We start from the raw sequence: 15,213 nt of genomic DNA, 5'->3' as shown, positions 1-15,213 counted from the left end.
TACTCTACCCCATGATTTTTCAATCAGTTGTCAAACAGCTATTTGTGAGTAAACAGTGCCTTCTGCCGCTTGTTTGAAGGGATTATAGGCTAAAACGGGGCGGGTCGACCTTTGTGGTTCCAACACCTCAACGCCTTTCCCGCCCCGTGAAGCAACGCCTCATCGCCAAAATTACGACCGTTTTACAGTACGTGCCCCTGGTGGGCCACCTGTCGCGGCAAAAGTTTATCGCGCAATTCCTTATCGGCCTGATAAAAAGCCGCAACGTGCAGTTCTGCGAAGTGGCCCAGCACCTGAATGATGCGGCCAAGCCCGCCTCGAATGAAACCCGGATTCAGAACTTCTTCCGCGATGTGAAACTTGACTATTTAGTGCTTGCTCGTCTGGTCGTAAGCTTGTTACCGGCCACCGGTAAGCTACGCCTGTGCCTGGACCGCACCGAATGGGACTTCGGAAAATGTCAGGTCAACATCCTGCTCGTGACCGTGGGCTGCGGCGCGTGGCATGTGCCGCTGTACTGGGAACTGCTCGACAACCGCAGCGGCAATTCCAACGCGGCCCAGCGCATTGCCGTGCTTGAGGTCTGCGTGGCGGTGCTGGGCCGCGAGCGGATTGGCCTGGTGCTGGGAGACCGCGAGTTTGTGGGCCACGTCTGGTTGAAATGGCTCAAGGACAACGGGTTGAATTTCGTCATGCGCCTGCCCAAACACCACCTGCTGACGGATGAAAGCGGCCGCCGTCGTGCCATTGCCGACCTGGGCCTGGCCGTGGGGCAGGTACGCCGCTTTGCCCAGGTGCAAGTCGATGGCGTCTGGGGGCAGGTCTGGGTCAAAGCCCTGGCCGAGGGCGAGTTTCTCTTTCTCTTCGGCACGTCCGGCCTGACTTCGCTGGGGCAATTCTACGCGAAGCGCTGGACGATTGAGCAGTGCTTTCAGAACCTGAAAGGAAGGGGATTCAACCTGGAAAACAGCCACTTGCGCTCGTATGACAAGCTGCGCAAACTCGTTGCACTCGTCAGCCTGGCCTATGCTTGTTGCCTGAGCGTGGGCCAGGCGGCGGACCGGCGGACGCCAGTGGCGCGCAAAAACCACGGCTATCGGGCCACGAGCCTGAGCCGCCACGGCTTAAATATCGTGCGCCAACTTACCCGCCCCGCCACTGATGCCCGAACCAAGCTGGCCCGAATAGTCGAAGCCTTGTTGGATTGGCTAATCAGGCAAGTTGCTCGCTATCAAATACCTGTAAAAATCGTGGGGTAGAGTAGCGGCATCGTTCAGGTGCTGGGCCACTTCGCAGAATTGTACGTTGCGGCTCTTTATCAGACCGATAACGAATTGCGCGACGAACTTTTGCCGTGATAGATGGCCCACCAGGGGCACGTGCTGTAAAACGGTCGTAATTTTGGCGATGAGGCGTTGCTTCACGGGGCGGGAAAGGCGTTGAGGTGTTGGAACCACAAAGGTCGGCCCGCCCCGTTTTAGCCTATAACCCCTTCAAACAAGCGGCAGAAGGCACGGTTTACTCACAAATAGCTGTTTGACAACTGATTGAAAAATCATGGGGTAGAGTAGTGAGTCAGTCCTATCTTTGCGTCTCCCATAATATCCTAAACACCGCGAATTACACGAATGAACCTAAACCATAAAATTTATATAGCTGGGTACCGGGGCATGGTCGGCCCAGTCATGGTACGCTATTTTAATAAGTCGGTTTTAGCAATTTATCGGTGCGAAACCCCCAGGAATTGAACTTGCGCGACTAAGTAAGCCTACTGGATTTTTTTGAAGAAAAATGGCCTGGTAATAATTATATTTAATCTTTGCCATATCGCAGCATACCAGCGAAGTAATTAACGATAAATAATTGACATAAATTTGAACGTCATGCTCATCTAATGTCCGCGCAGTCGAAGCATCTCGCGTGCAGCAGTAAACCAATCGATTGAGTTACTTCCACACGCGGGATGCTTCGACTGCACTCAGCATAACACCCTTTTTTTAATGACGATTATTTAGGCACGACCACTTACTTTCAAACGAGAACTTTTAATATTTCCTATGATAAAATTTGACAAACTCTCAATCGTCATCCCAGTCTATAACGAGGCTCGTACGATTCATCAGATTCTCGATTTACTACGAGAGTTGACGCTGGTAAACGGCATCACAAAAGAAATAATACTTGTCAATGACTGTTCCAGTGATAATTCTGTCGAAGTTATCAAGCAGTACGCAGCGCAGTATCCGGAAATGGGTATGCGTATCCTAGAACATGCAGTAAACCAGGGTAAGGGAGCAGCACTGCACACGGGCATTCGGGAGGCAACCGGTGATTATGTGATTATCCAGGATGCTGACTTAGAATATGACCCGGAAGAATATAATACTTTGATTAAGCCTATTCTCAAGGGATTTGCAGACGTGGTTTTTGGTTCTCGGTTTATGGGGGGAAACCCTCATCGTATTCTTTTCTTCTGGCACAGTATTGGTAATCAAATTCTCACATTCGTATCGAATATGTGTACGGACCTTAATCTGACTGATATGGAGACGTGCTACAAGCTGTTCCGACGAGATATCATTCAAGGACTAAGTTTGCAGGAGAAGCGATTTGGTTTTGAACCGGAAGTAACTGCCAAAACAGCCCGCATAAAAGACATTCGTATCTACGAGGTTGGTATCAGCTATTATGGGCGAACGTACGCGGAAGGGAAAAAAATAGGCTGGCGTGATGGCGTTCGCGCCATCTATTGTATTCTGAAATACGGTCTTTTAAAGCAATAGTCCGCGCTAACGAAATAACAGAAGGTCAGTATTTGGTGTGGCTTTCTGCGTACTTGGATGAATTTTCGGGCTTTGTAATAGAGTAGCTATGCTTTTGCTTGCTGGATTGTGGTTTGCAGTGTTTTTTATATTCTACATTACGGGTATTTCCTTCAGAAGGATATTAGCTGTCCTGATAAAGGAGAAACACGATGTTCGTTCCCAAAGTATTGATGAGACTTTTTTCCTAGGGTTGCTATTTATTGGCGGCATTGTCAGCATTAGCTCTATTTTCTTTCCAATTGGAAATGCTGCCCTTGCCATTGTTGCTGGTGCTGCACTGCTACAGGTGTTTTTCAACTTTTCTAAAATCAGATTTGACCTAAATAATATGGTCAATGCACTCAGGTTGACTTCAAAATGGGAGTTGGGAGTGATGCTCATGGTGGCTTTTCTGACAATGACGATTGCAGTAAGTATGATACTGCCAGGAGATACAGCGCTGTATTATATTCAGAATATTCAGTGGATTCGCCACTTCGCGGTAGTGCCTGGATTGGGTAATTTACATGGAAGATTTGCCTTTAACTCGCACTTCCTGATACTATCATCGCTGTTTTCTGTCTTTATCAAAAATACACTCATATTTCCGGTAAACTCCGTCTGCTTTATCGTGGTAGTCTTTACGCTCTATCGCGAAACTACAAGAGCTTTAAGAAAGGGCAGCAAATGGTTTGGAGTATTTTGCGGGGTGTCCATGCTGCTGATTATAAGAATGCTGCCCGAAAAACTGAATACTGCGGCCCCTGACTTAATCTGTTCACTGCTGATAATTTATTCCTTCTTCTTTTTAATTCGAAGCAAGCTGGTTTACTCGAAGGCAACTGATTCAATTATTTTGAATTTGCTGATTTTTACTTGCGTTTCCTTTAAGCTCAGTTCCGTATTCTTGGTGCTGCTTTTACCATTCCTTTGGAAAGGCAATGTCATTCGGCAGGTGTTCTTATCCATAATGGTAGGCGCAGTAATATTACTGCCATTTCTGGTTCGCAACTATTACCTCTCCGGATATTTGGTTTATCCTTTTCCCGCCTTGGATATCTTTTCAGTTGATTGGAAAGTGCCTCTGGATAAAGTCATTGAAGAGAAGGATTGGGTAGAGTCCTGGGCTAAAATTCCCAAATTACTTCCGAGCCAAGTGGTAAAACTCAGCATGAGCGAGTGGTTACCCAGATGGTTCAAAGGGGTTGGGTTATTCTATCAGATACTGTTATCGGTTGACTTGTTAGGAATGGGGTTGCTAGTGGTTGCTTATTTAAAAAAGCAACAGATGATAATGAGGCTACAACTTGTTGTTCTGGTAAACCTGTTTTTTTGGTTTAAAATGGCACCAGACCCTCGTTTCGCGATAGGGTTCATTGCCGTACAGTTTGCCTTCATCCTGGCATCGCTATTGAGCAACTATGAGTTTTTCAGTGCTGATAATCTGCATTTTGCGCTCATTGTCGCGCTGCTGGTGGTGTTTGTGCAGTATAGAAGGTATGACAAAGGTTTCTTCGCCGATTCAGCTTTATGGTTGACACCAGCACCTTACGTTGCTGACTCGATGGTAAAAGTAAAGCGGTATCACACGAATTTTGACTATCAGGTGCCTGTTATGGACGACCAGTGCTATAACCTAAACTTACCCTGCACGCCGTTTGCGAACGATAAGCTAATGCTGCGAGGCACAACCCTTCAAAATGGGTTCTATATTGCGAAGTAGACAATGAGCCATTAGCAGATAGCCGTTAGCTTTCTGATTTACGTTCATTTTGTTTGGAAATGAGGCAACACGAAATTAATCTATTTCCAGGCACTTAATCCCCTTATGAATAGTTTGATGAAATTGATTTTACAAAAATATGGTCATGCTGAGCTTATTGAAGCATCTCTACCGCGTCATGTGCGCTATTCAACGAAGCGGTAGAGATGCTTCGACAAGCTCAGCATGATGTTCTAAAATGGTAAAACAGTTCCTTCAAACTACTTGCCATAAATAAAGTCTGAAAAGTAATAGGTTGTAGGTCAGTTTGGCATGACGTTTAACACTGGCAGGTAATCATAAACTGCCGTTATCAGATGCGCCAAGCTTACTGATAAAAGTGTATCGGTGCAGACCAGATGCTACCTAGGTATGTTACCCGGCAGCAGAGAAAGCAGTTTGCGGTTTCCGAAGCGGTTTCTAACTCTACTTTGGCAGGTTATACTCACCGCGAAGTGGCTTGCAAAAACGAGGTAGAGACGCGACCCTTCGCGTCTTTGCGTTCGCGCCGTATCATTATTGTTCAACGCCGAGATGCGAAGGGTCGCGTCTCTACATCGGCCAGCCGATTTGCGCATTTTATTTCGCGCCGAGTATAGCATCAGTGCTAGCTGAATGACCATTTCGCCTCTGTTTCTGCAGCAGTTTCAGGTGGCTTAGGGCCGCCGAACGTATCAGCACGCAGTTCCTGTAGCGAAATGCACAACGCTTAGGTAACTTGATTAACTTGTTAAAGTAGAGCTAAGTGCTCAAGCAAAAGTAACTGTCATGCAGAGCGCAGCGAAGGGGTTCAACCCAAATTGTCGCTTACCCGATTATCTGATTTTTTAAAAACACCATTATCAATACTTTACACAAGGTCGTTATGAAAGAGCGTCTCCTAAATCATGCTTCGCATCTTGTTTAAAAGGCTATTTTTTATTGCAATTTACTTATTGTCAATGACTTATACTCAAGCGACAATTTGGGTTGCACCCCAGCGAAGTATCGCGTTTGTATCGTTAAATAATTGATTCACAGTTATATGAGATATATTTTGTCTCTGCTTGATGCGCAGAATGCTCTGCGTGATGTTCTTCTACTCGTTTGCTTTTGAACGGCTACTTAAAACGCTTAAGCGATTTGAAAATAGCCTAGTTAATGGTCTGGGAGCGAAAAAACTTTTTCTATTACTTGGCCGGACCAAAAATGACGCGGAAGCCAGAATATTACTGCTTATCGCAGTCATCCGGCAGTTGCTGCATCAGCAGTCGGCAACAGTTTTAACTTAGTGGCTCTTGTATGATTGATTCCGTTTACTTTTCTATCGTCATCCCCACCTACAACCGCGCTGACCTTATCGGATTAACGCTGGATTCGGTGCTAGCACAGGATTTTGTGGCCTGGGAAATGCTGATTGTGGACGACGGCAGCAAGGACAATACGGCCGGCGTAGTACAGCCGTATCTGGCTGACCCGCGCATTCAGTACCTGCCGAAGGAAAATGCCGAGCGAGGGGCGGCGCGCAACTATGGCCTGGTCCGGGCCACCGGCGAGTACGTTATTTTCCTCGATTCGGACGACATCTTCCGCCCCAACCATCTGAGTACGCTGCACACCAAAATCGCGGCCCTAAGCCAGCCGAATTTTATCGCCACGAAGTTTGACTTCGCCCGCGACGGCGTAATAGCTCCCAGCGACACGGCCACTCTGCCCGAGGGCTGGTATGGGCTCGATACCTTTGTGCGCGGCAACGCCCTAGCCTGCAACATTTGCGTGCGCCGCCTGAACCCCGACTTGCGCCGCTTCGAGGAAGACCGCAGCTACGCGGCCGTGGAAGACTGGATGTTCATGCTCGAAAACACCCAGCACGACCGCATCTATATCGTAGATGCCGTGACGCTGACCATGAACGACCACGACCAGCGCTCGATGCGCTCGGACAACACGGCCCTGGTGCGCCGCCTGCAGTTGGCCCTGGGCTGGATGCTGGCCCGGATGCAGCTGTCGGCGGCCCAGCGCGGCGTGCTCACGGGGCGGGTATATTACCTGTGCGCCATTCATGCCTACGCCGACGGGCACCGGGCCGAGTCGCTGCGCTCTGCGCGGCTGGCGGCCCCGCACCTGCCGCTGGCCCAAGCGGCCGTGCTATTGGCCCGTTGCGTGGTGGGCCCGGGCGTGGTGAGCTGGCTGAAAAAGCAGCGCGCCTGATGCCCGCCGCCACGGCGGACCATCCGCAACTATTTAGCATATCTGCCTTGTTACCGACGCTATGCGCATTCTTTTTCTAAGCTACTGGGGCCTGAACGATGGCCTAACTACCTCTACCGTGTTCCCGCACCTGCGCCTACTCCAGGAGCGGCCTGATGTAGAAGCCATCCGCCTCGTCACCATCGAGCGGGGGGCCGAGGCCGCGCTTAGGTTCGCGCCGGGCTTTACCACGCCCAAAATCTCGTTTGAGCCGTTGCGCTCGAAACCGGGCCGCAACGTCATCCTCAATAAAATGGAGGATTTTACGCGCTTCCCGAAGGAGCTGATTCGGCAGGCCGCGGAGTTTCGGGCTGATTTCATCATCGGCCGGGGCGCGCCGGCCGGGGCCCTGGCCTACCTGGTGTGGCAGAAAACCAAGCTGCCGTTCTACGTCGAGTCCTTCGAGCCGCACGCCGACTACATGCGCGAATCGGGCGTGTGGCGGGCCTACGACCCGCGCTACCTGTTTCAGCGGCACTGGGAGAAGCGCCAGAAGCAGTTGGCCCTCGGCCTGATGCCCGTGGCCGAAAACTACCGCCAGCAGCTCATTAGAGAAGGGGTGCCGGCCGGGCGCATCGTCACGGTGCCCTGCTCGGTGGACGCCACCGCATTTGCCTTCGACACCACTGCCCGCCAGCGGGTGCGCCAGCGCCTGGGCTACACTGGCCCCGAGACAATGGTGGGCATCTACGTGGGCAAGTTTGGCGATATCTACTACGATGAAGAGGCTTTTGCGCTTTTCCGGGCGGCGGCCGACCATTTTGGGCCGGGCTTCCGCCTCATCGTGCTCACACCCCAGTCCGAGGCCGCCGTGCGCCGCAAGCTGGCCGCCGTGGACCTGAGTGCCGCGCATGCCTTCGTGACTAGGGCCCCGCACGCCGAAGTGGCCGATTACCTCTCGGCGGCTGATTTCGCGTTTGCGCCCATCCGGCCCGCGCCCTGTCGGCTGTTCTGCTCGGCCATCAAAATCGGCGAGTATTGGGCCAATGGCCTGCCCGTGCTGGTAACTCCCGGTGTGGGCGACGATTCCGCCATTATCGAAGCCGAAGACGGTGGGGCGGTATTCGACGTGACCCGGCCCGGCAGCGTGGCCGCCGCGCTGGCCCGTCTCAGCACCCTGCTGGCCGCGCCTGGCTACCGTGTCCGCATCCATGAGCTGGCTTTGCGCCACCGCAGCAGCGCCCGCGCCCGCGAGGCTTATGCCGCGCTCCTGCCGGTGGGCGGCGCGGCCTAGCGCGTGAGGAAAATTAGCCTCGAAGGCCGTCATGCTGAGCGCAGCCGAAGCATCTCTACCGCTTCGTTGTATCAATATGTTCGGTAGAGATGCTTCGACAAGCGGACGCCAGATGAAGCATGACCGTTTTTACGGCTGCAAAAGACCATTTCGGTTAATTGTCCTCACGCGCTAGCGGCCTGCCAGGGTCACAATGCTGGGGCCGCCGCGTAACTTTGGCCTTTTATTCGCCGATTCCATTGGCATTCCACGGCGCTGGCCGACTACATGAGACTATCTATTAAACAGGGCTTGCTGGGGCTGGTGCTGGCCGCGTTTGTATTGCGGGCGTTGTTCACGGTGTACGGTGCACCGGTCTATATTGGTATGCCCGCGCCGTTGTGCTACTCCTTCGGCGATGCCACATCCTACATGTGGGCGGCCGAAAACCTGATTGATAAGGGCCACTTCACCTTCGATTTTCTGGAGCCCGACGCGGCGTTCGGGCGGCTCCCGGGCTACCCGCTGTTCTACGGCCTGCACTACTTGCTATTCGGGCCGGTGCGCGCCATTTATGCCACGGCGTGGTCGCAGGTCGTACTCGATTCGCTGGCGGTGCTGCTGGTGTTTGCCATTGTGCGGCGGCTGGCCCCGCGCTCCCGCTTCGCGCCGTGGGTGGGGGCCGCGCTATATGCGTCGTACCCGTTCATCATCTTCTGGGTGCCCATGGTGTACACCGAACTGATGGCAACGGACGTGACACTGCTGATTTTTTACGCCATGCTGCGGTACTCGGGTAGCGGCCGGGCCGCTTTCGGGCTGGGGCTGCTGGTGGCGGTGGGCTTGTTCACGCGCGAGTACCTGGGCTTGTTTCTGCCCATCGTGCTGCTATGGGTAGTGTGGCAGAAGGGCGGCTTTGCCCGGCGCCAGGCCTGGACGGCCGCCGTGCTGGTGGGCCTGGGCTTTGGGGCACTGTACGCCACCTGGCCCATTCGCAACTACCTCAGCTACCACCGCATCGAGCTGCTGAAGCCCAAGACGGCTGGTTACGCCAGCCACAAGGAAGACCTGGACGAGTACCGCAGCTGGGTGCACGCCTGGACCAACGACGAAAACCCCTGGATTGAGAAAATCGCCGAAGGCAGCGGCCCCATTGCCTTTCCGGCCGGCGTATTTGCCAATGCCACCGAGGCCGCCCGCGCCCAGGAGCTGATAACGCTGGCCCGGCAGTGTGGCTCCAGCTTCTTTATGCAGCGCGAAGCCGCCAGCAGCACCCACTACGGCCTGGAACAGGAAAAAGCCGCCGCCGCTGCCCACCTGCCCATTACTGGCGGCAGTGGCCAGTCGATATACCGCAGCATCTACACCGTGTACCGCGACACGGCCTACATGATGCACGACTCGACCTACCTGCACTTCCGCAACCACAACTGCAACGCCGAAGTAGGGGCGGGGTTCCGCGCGCTGCGCCAGAGCTACGCGCGCCAACACCCAGTGGGCTACTGGCTGCACGTGCCGGGCTCCAACCTGTTCAAGGCCTTTTTCAAATCGAGCACCAACGGTAGCTTCGGTGGGGCCAAAGATGTGGCCATCCGGATACTGTTCGGCTACCGCAGCCTGCTGCTGCTGGTGGGGCTGCTGGCCCTGTGGGTGCACCGCCGCGAGCCCGCCATGTGGGCCGTGGCGCTGTTCGTCGGGGGCATGATATTCTTCATCTGTCTCATTATGCGCAACCTCGAAATGCGCTACCTGCTGCAAGCCGACGTACTCATGCTACTGCCCGCCGCCGTGCTGCTGGGCGAGCTGGCCGACCGGCTGCTGAACCGTCGTCTGGCTCCGGCCCAACCCCTTCCGGCCGAAGCTGCGTAAGCAGGCCGGCTTTGTTCGCTCACTTACCGCTCGTGCCCTTTGGCTGCTCCGCTTCCCTATATTTCCGTCGTTAGCCCCGTGTACCAGGCCGAGGCCATGCTCGATGAGCTGGTGCGCCGCATCAAGTCCAGCCTGGCACCCATCACCGACAACTTCGAAATCATCCTCGTCGATGACCGGGGGCCAGACAATTCCTGGGGTAGAATTCAGGCCCAGGCCGCCCTCGACCCGCGCGTGCGCGGCGTGCGCCTGAGCCGCAACTTCGGCCAGCACCGCGCCATTACGGCCGGCCTCGACCACAGCCGGGGCGAGTGGGTGGTGGTGATGGACTGCGACCTGCAGGACCAGCCCGAGGAAATTCCGGCCCTGCTGGCCCACGCCCAGGAAAAGCCGGCCGAAATCGTGTTTGCCCGCCGCGCCGAGCGCCAGGATACCTTCTTCAAGCGCTTTTTCTCGCGCTCCTTCTACGGTGTACTCTCGTACCTCACCGATACTAAACAGGACCCCGCGATTGCCAATTTCGGCATCTATCACCGCAAAGTGGTTGATGCCGTGCTGCGCATGCGCGAAAGTATCCGCTACTTTCCCACGATGGTACGCTGGGTGGGCTTCCGGACCAGCGCCGTGAACGTGGTACACGCCGAGCGGGCCGAAGGCTCGAGTAGTTACAATTTTCGCAGCCTGATTAATCTGGCTTTGGATATTATTCTGGCTTATTCCGATAAACCGCTGCGGCTGACTATCAAGCTGGGACTACTGGTATCGGCCTCGGCCTTTGTAATGGTATTGGTAACGTTTGCGCGGTTTCTGACGGGGCATATCCAGGTGCTGGGCTACACCAGTCTGATTATTTCGGTATGGTTTTTCTCGGGCCTGCTGCTATCGGTACTCGGCATGGTTGGGCTATACCTGGGCAAAACCTTCGAGCAGGTGAAAAACCGCCCTATCTACTTGGTTGATATTGATACCGCTGCCCCCGCTACCACATGAGTGCCCCCGCCAATGCTCTCCAGCCCCTGGCCTGGGACAGTGACTGCCTCGGCTTCGGCGTGGCCCGGCTGGCGGCTGATGCCCTACTCCCGGATGAGCTGGCCCGGCTGGTCGCCGAAGCCCGCGCCGCCGGTCTGCGCCTGCTCTACTTGGTTGTCGCGCCCGCCGATGCCCTCAGCAACGCCAGCGCCCGGGAAGCCGGCGCGTGGCTGGCCGACCGCAAGGTGACATTCGCCCTGCCCGTCGCGCCAGCCGAGCAGTCTGAAGCCGTCGGCCCGGCCATTCAGGCCACCACTACCTGGACCCCGCAGCTCGAAAGCCTGGCCCTGCAAAGCGGCGAGTATTCGCGCTTCCGACTCGACACTAATTTCAAATCCACGGTCTTCACCGGCCTCTATCAGCGCTGGCTGCAGAATTCGTTGAACCATGAGATTGCCCGCGAAGTGTTGGTGTTCGATGCCCAGCACACCGGCCACGCGCAGGGCCTGCTCACGCTGGGCCTGAAAAACGGCCGCGCCGACATCGGCCTGCTGGCCGTGGATGCGCAGGCCCGCGGGCAGCACATCGGGCAGCAGCTGGTGGCCGCCGCCCGGCAGCGCACGGCCGCCTGGGGCCTGGCCGAGCTGCAGGTCGTCACGCAACTCGACAACGAGTCTGCCTGTGGCTTTTACCGCCGCTGCGGTTTCCACGAGTGGCAGGTCGAGCACATCTATCATCTCTGGCTTTAAGGGTAAGCACCCCGCCACGCCTGCGTACCTTTGCCGCTGCGTTTGCACCGCCTACTATTTTCTATGACTACTCCCACGGCCATCCCGTTCAACAAGCCTTACCTATCGGGCAAGGAAACTACTTACATTGAAGAAGCCGTACGCTCGGGCAAGATTTCCGGCGATGGCCTGTTCACCAAGCGCTGCCACCAGTTTTTTGAGGAGCGGTTCGGTTTTCATAAAGTGCTGCTGACCACCAGCTGCACCGATGCGCTCGAAATGGCCGCCATCCTGCTCGGTTTGCAGCCCGGCGATGAGGTCATCGTGCCGTCCTACACGTTCGTATCGACATCGAATGCCTTCGTGCTGCGCGGGGCCAAAATCGTGTTTGCCGACAGCACCGCCTTCAATCCTAACATCGATGCCGCTGCCATCGAGGCCTTGGTCACGCCGCGCACCCGCGCCATTGTGCCGGTGCACTACGCCGGCATTGCCTGCGACATGGATGCCATTCAGGCCATAGCCACCCGCCACGGGCTGGCCGTGGTGGAGGATGCCGCCCAGGCCATCGACTCGTACTACAATGGCAAACCCCTGGGCAGCCTCGGCGAGTTGGCGGCCTTTTCCTTCCACGAAACCAAGAATATTATCTCGGGCGAGGGCGGCATGCTGGCCATCAACGACCCGCGCTTTGCGCAGCGGGCCGAGATTATCCGTGAAAAGGGCACCAATCGCTCGTCCTTTTTCCGGGGCGAAGTCGACAAGTACGGCTGGGTCGACATGGGCTCGTCGTTCCTACCCTCCGATATTATCGCCGCCTTTCTGTATGCCCAACTCGAAAACCTCGACCAGATTCAGGACCAGCGCAAGGCCCTGTGGCAGGTTTACTATACGGCTCTGAGCGGCCTGAGTAAGCACGGCGTGGGCGTGCCCAACCTGCCGGACTACGCCACCAACAACGGTCACATGTTCTACCTCACATGCACCAGCCTGGCCGAGCGCACCGCCCTGATTGCGTACCTGCGCGAGCAGCAGATTCTGCCGGTGTTCCACTACCTGTCGTTGCACAAAAGCCCTTTCTACGCCGACAAGCACGATGGCCGCGAGCTACCTTGGGCGGATTTTTACACCGATTGCCTGGTTCGCCTGCCGCTCTACTACGAGCTGACGCCGGCTTTGCAGCAGCGCGTTATCGGAGCAATTCTGGAGTTCTATCGAAACCGTTAAGTCGCCAAATTATTAAAACTGTTTCGGCAGTGCTGGTTGTAAATTTTATAGTGTTGTGCATATTCTCTTTATTGTTCCATATCCTTTAGGGCAGGCTCCCTCTCAGCGGTTTCGTTTCGAGCAATACCTAGATTTGCTTACAAAAGCAGGGCACACGTATCAGTTTGCGCCCTTTATCAGTCAGGCTACCTGGACTATTTTATATAAGCCAGGACACATGCTGCGTAAGGGCCTGGGCATCATCGCCGGGTTTGCGCGGCGGGCCATGCTGTTGCCCACCTTACCAGCTTACAACTATGTTTTTATCCATCGCGAAGCCGCCCCGATTGGCCCGCCGGTATTCGAATGGGTTATCGCAAAAGTGTTTGGTAAACGCATTATCTACGATTTTGATGATGCGATTTGGATACCAAACACCTCGGCTGCTAACCGCATAGCCGCAGACATGAAATTCCACAATAAAGTGGATAATATCTGCCGTTGGGCTTATAGAAATAGCTGCGGCAATGCCTATTTGGCCGCCTACGCCCGTCAGTTCAACCCTAATACTGTTATCAATCCTACTACGATTGATACTATCAGGTTGCACAACCGAACCCGGAACCAAACTACCCCGGGCAAGCTGATAATTGGCTGGACGGGTACGCATTCCACACTCAAATACCTGCTCCCGGTGCTGCCCGTGTTGGCGCAACTAGAGGCCGAAGGGCTAGACTTCGAGTTCCGGGTAATTTCTAATCAGGCCCCCGAATTACCCATGAAATTAAAGTCGTTGAATTTCATGCCTTGGAACAAAATGACTGAAATTGATGACTTATTGAGTTTTCATTTTGGTCTGATGCCTCTGGAGGATGACCCCTGGGCCAAAGGGAAATGTGCATTCAAAGCCCTGCAATATATGGCGCTTGGCATGCCTGCCATTGTATCGCCGGTGGGCATGAACAGCGAGGTAGTACAAAATGGCTGTAATGGCTATGTCTGCGTGAGCCAGGAAGAGTGGTATTCAGCCATTAAAGGGCTGCTACTTGACCCGGTTTTGCGCACGGAACTGGGTAAAGCCGCCCGGCGCACTGTAAAAGAACGGTATTCGGTCGAGTCTAATTCGGCCAATTTTCTAAACCTATTTAGTTAAGCCGTTGGCGCGAATAGTACTCTACCCCACGATTTTTAGTTAATTGACAGGCAGCGATTTAGAGTCTAAAGGTGCCTTCTATTGCCTGTTTGAGGGGATTGCAGCCGCAAAACGGGGCGAGCCGACCTTTGTGGTTCTAACACACCAAAGCCCTTCCCGCCCCGTGAAGCAACGCCTCATCGCCAAAATTACGACCGTTTTACAGCACGTGCCCCTGGTGGGCCACCTCTCGCGGCAAAAATTCATCGCCCAATTCGTTATTGGCCTGATTAAGAGCCGCAACGTCCAGTTTCGCGAAGTGGCCGAGCACCTCAACGATGACGCCCTGCCCGCCTCGAACGAAACCCGGATTCAGAACTTTTTCCGCGCCGTGACGCTCGACTATTCGGCTTTTATGCAATTGATAATAAAGCTATTACCGGCTACAGGCAAGCTGCGCTTGTGTATTGACCGCACCGAATGGGATTTCGGCAAGTGTCAGGTCAATATCCTGCTCGTCACGGTGGGCTCCGACACCTGGCACGTGCCCCTCTATTGGGAACTGCTCGACAACCGCAGCGGTAATTCCAACGCCGCCCAGCGCATTGCCGTGCTCGAGAAGTGCGTGACCCTGCTGGGCCGCGAACGCATTGGCCTGGTGCTGGGCGACCGCGAGTTTGTGGGTCACACCTGGCTGAAGTGGCTTAAAGACAACGGCTTGAACTTTGTCATGCGCCTGCCCAAGCACCACCTGCTCACGGACGAGAACGGGGGCCGCCGCGCCATTGCCGACCTGGGCCTGGCCGTGGGCGCGTCGCGCCGCTTTGCCTGCGTGCAAGTGGATGGGGTCTGGGGGCAAGTCTGGGTCAAAGCGCTGGCCGAGGGTGAATTTATCTTTCTTTTTGGCACCGCTGGCCTGCACTCGCTGGGGCAGTTCTACGCGAAGCGCTGGACCATCGAGCAGTGCTTTCAAAACCTAAAAGGCCGGGGATTTAACTTAAGAAACACCCACTTACGCTGCTTCGACAAGCTGCGTAAACTCGTCGCCCTCGTCAGCCTGGCCTACGCCTTTTGCCTGAGCGTGGGCCAGGCGGCGGACCAGCGCCAGCCGGTGGTGCGCAAAAACCACGGCTACCGCGCCACGAGCCTTAGCCGCCACGGCCTCAATATGGTGCGCCAACTCACCCGCCCCGCTGCCAAAACCGGAACCAAAATAGCCCGAATGGTCGATGCTTTATTGAACTGGCTGATTAGGCAAGTTACTCACCATCAAATAACTGTAAAAATCGTGGGGTAGAGTA

General features: G+C 54.8%; 12 protein-coding genes. All 12 read left to right on the top strand.

Going from position 1 to position 15,213, the window contains the following annotated elements; all coding sequences use genetic code 11:
- Positions 1-146 precede the first annotated feature (146 nt).
- The 12 genes from ABD819_RS20925 (at position 147) to ABD819_RS20870 (ending at position 15,209) form a co-directional block, all read left to right on the top strand.
- A complete protein-coding gene (locus tag ABD819_RS20925) occupies positions 147-1,259 on the top strand; it encodes an IS4 family transposase (protein ID WP_345127560.1) in 1,113 nt (370 codons plus the stop codon).
- Positions 1,260-2,057: 798 nt separating this feature from the next.
- On the top strand, positions 2,058-2,783 hold the full coding sequence (locus ABD819_RS20920) for a glycosyltransferase family 2 protein (RefSeq protein WP_345127558.1): 726 nt from the start codon (positions 2,058-2,060) through the stop codon (positions 2,781-2,783).
- Positions 2,784-2,871: 88 nt separating this feature from the next.
- Positions 2,872-4,527: an LIC_10190 family membrane protein gene (locus tag ABD819_RS20915; RefSeq protein ID WP_345127557.1), complete on the top strand. Its 1,656-nt coding sequence runs from the start codon at positions 2,872-2,874 to the stop codon at positions 4,525-4,527.
- Positions 4,528-5,633: 1,106 nt separating this feature from the next.
- Positions 5,634-5,837 (top strand): hypothetical protein, encoded by a 204-nt coding sequence (locus ABD819_RS20910; RefSeq protein WP_345127555.1) that lies wholly within the window; start codon positions 5,634-5,636, stop codon positions 5,835-5,837.
- Between the two features lie 10 nt (positions 5,838-5,847).
- Positions 5,848-6,756 carry a glycosyltransferase family 2 protein gene (locus ABD819_RS20905; RefSeq protein ID WP_345127553.1) on the top strand — a complete coding sequence of 303 codons (909 nt, stop codon included), beginning with the start codon at positions 5,848-5,850 and terminating at the stop codon, positions 6,754-6,756.
- 61 nt (positions 6,757-6,817) lie between these two features.
- Entirely contained in the window at positions 6,818-8,029 is a 1,212-nt protein-coding gene (locus ABD819_RS20900) for a glycosyltransferase (RefSeq protein ID WP_345127551.1), read from the top strand.
- A gap of 267 nt (positions 8,030-8,296) precedes the next feature.
- Positions 8,297-9,877, top strand: coding sequence for an ArnT family glycosyltransferase (locus ABD819_RS20895; protein ID WP_345127549.1), 1,581 nt, complete (start codon positions 8,297-8,299; stop codon positions 9,875-9,877).
- A 39-nt stretch (positions 9,878-9,916) separates the two neighbouring features.
- Positions 9,917-10,867 carry a glycosyltransferase family 2 protein gene (locus ABD819_RS20890; RefSeq protein ID WP_345127548.1) on the top strand — a complete coding sequence of 317 codons (951 nt, stop codon included), beginning with the start codon at positions 9,917-9,919 and terminating at the stop codon, positions 10,865-10,867.
- Positions 10,864-11,595 (top strand): GNAT family N-acetyltransferase, encoded by a 732-nt coding sequence (locus ABD819_RS20885; protein ID WP_345127546.1) that lies wholly within the window; start codon positions 10,864-10,866, stop codon positions 11,593-11,595. Before ABD819_RS20890 ends, ABD819_RS20885 begins: the two co-directional genes overlap by 4 nt.
- Before the next feature lie 63 nt (positions 11,596-11,658).
- Positions 11,659-12,801 carry a dTDP-4-amino-4,6-dideoxygalactose transaminase gene (gene rffA, locus ABD819_RS20880; protein ID WP_345127545.1) on the top strand — a complete coding sequence of 381 codons (1,143 nt, stop codon included), beginning with the start codon at positions 11,659-11,661 and terminating at the stop codon, positions 12,799-12,801.
- A gap of 55 nt (positions 12,802-12,856) precedes the next feature.
- Positions 12,857-13,933, top strand: coding sequence for a glycosyltransferase family 4 protein (locus tag ABD819_RS20875; RefSeq protein WP_345127544.1), 1,077 nt, complete (start codon positions 12,857-12,859; stop codon positions 13,931-13,933).
- Between the two features lie 163 nt (positions 13,934-14,096).
- Positions 14,097-15,209 (top strand): IS4 family transposase, encoded by a 1,113-nt coding sequence (locus ABD819_RS20870; RefSeq protein WP_345127542.1) that lies wholly within the window; start codon positions 14,097-14,099, stop codon positions 15,207-15,209.
- Positions 15,210-15,213: the final 4 nt, after the last annotated feature.

The sequence above is a fragment of the Hymenobacter antarcticus genome, assembly GCF_039539545.1.
GTDB lineage: Bacteria > Bacteroidota > Bacteroidia > Cytophagales > Hymenobacteraceae > Hymenobacter > Hymenobacter antarcticus.
This window is presented reverse-complemented; position numbering and strand designations above follow the sequence as displayed.

Coding starts and splice junctions, on each gene's coding strand:
- ABD819_RS20920 (WP_345127558.1), top strand. CDS start 2,058: ATGATAAAATTTGACAAACTCTCAATCGTCATCCCAGTCTATAACGAG.
- ABD819_RS20905 (WP_345127553.1), top strand. CDS start 5,848: ATGATTGATTCCGTTTACTTTTCTATCGTCATCCCCACCTACAACCGC.
- rffA (WP_345127545.1), top strand. CDS start 11,659: ATGACTACTCCCACGGCCATCCCGTTCAACAAGCCTTACCTATCGGGC.
- ABD819_RS20895 (WP_345127549.1), top strand. CDS start 8,297: ATGAGACTATCTATTAAACAGGGCTTGCTGGGGCTGGTGCTGGCCGCG.
- ABD819_RS20885 (WP_345127546.1), top strand. CDS start 10,864: ATGAGTGCCCCCGCCAATGCTCTCCAGCCCCTGGCCTGGGACAGTGAC.
- ABD819_RS20915 (WP_345127557.1), top strand. CDS start 2,872: ATGCTTTTGCTTGCTGGATTGTGGTTTGCAGTGTTTTTTATATTCTAC.
- ABD819_RS20900 (WP_345127551.1), top strand. CDS start 6,818: ATGCGCATTCTTTTTCTAAGCTACTGGGGCCTGAACGATGGCCTAACT.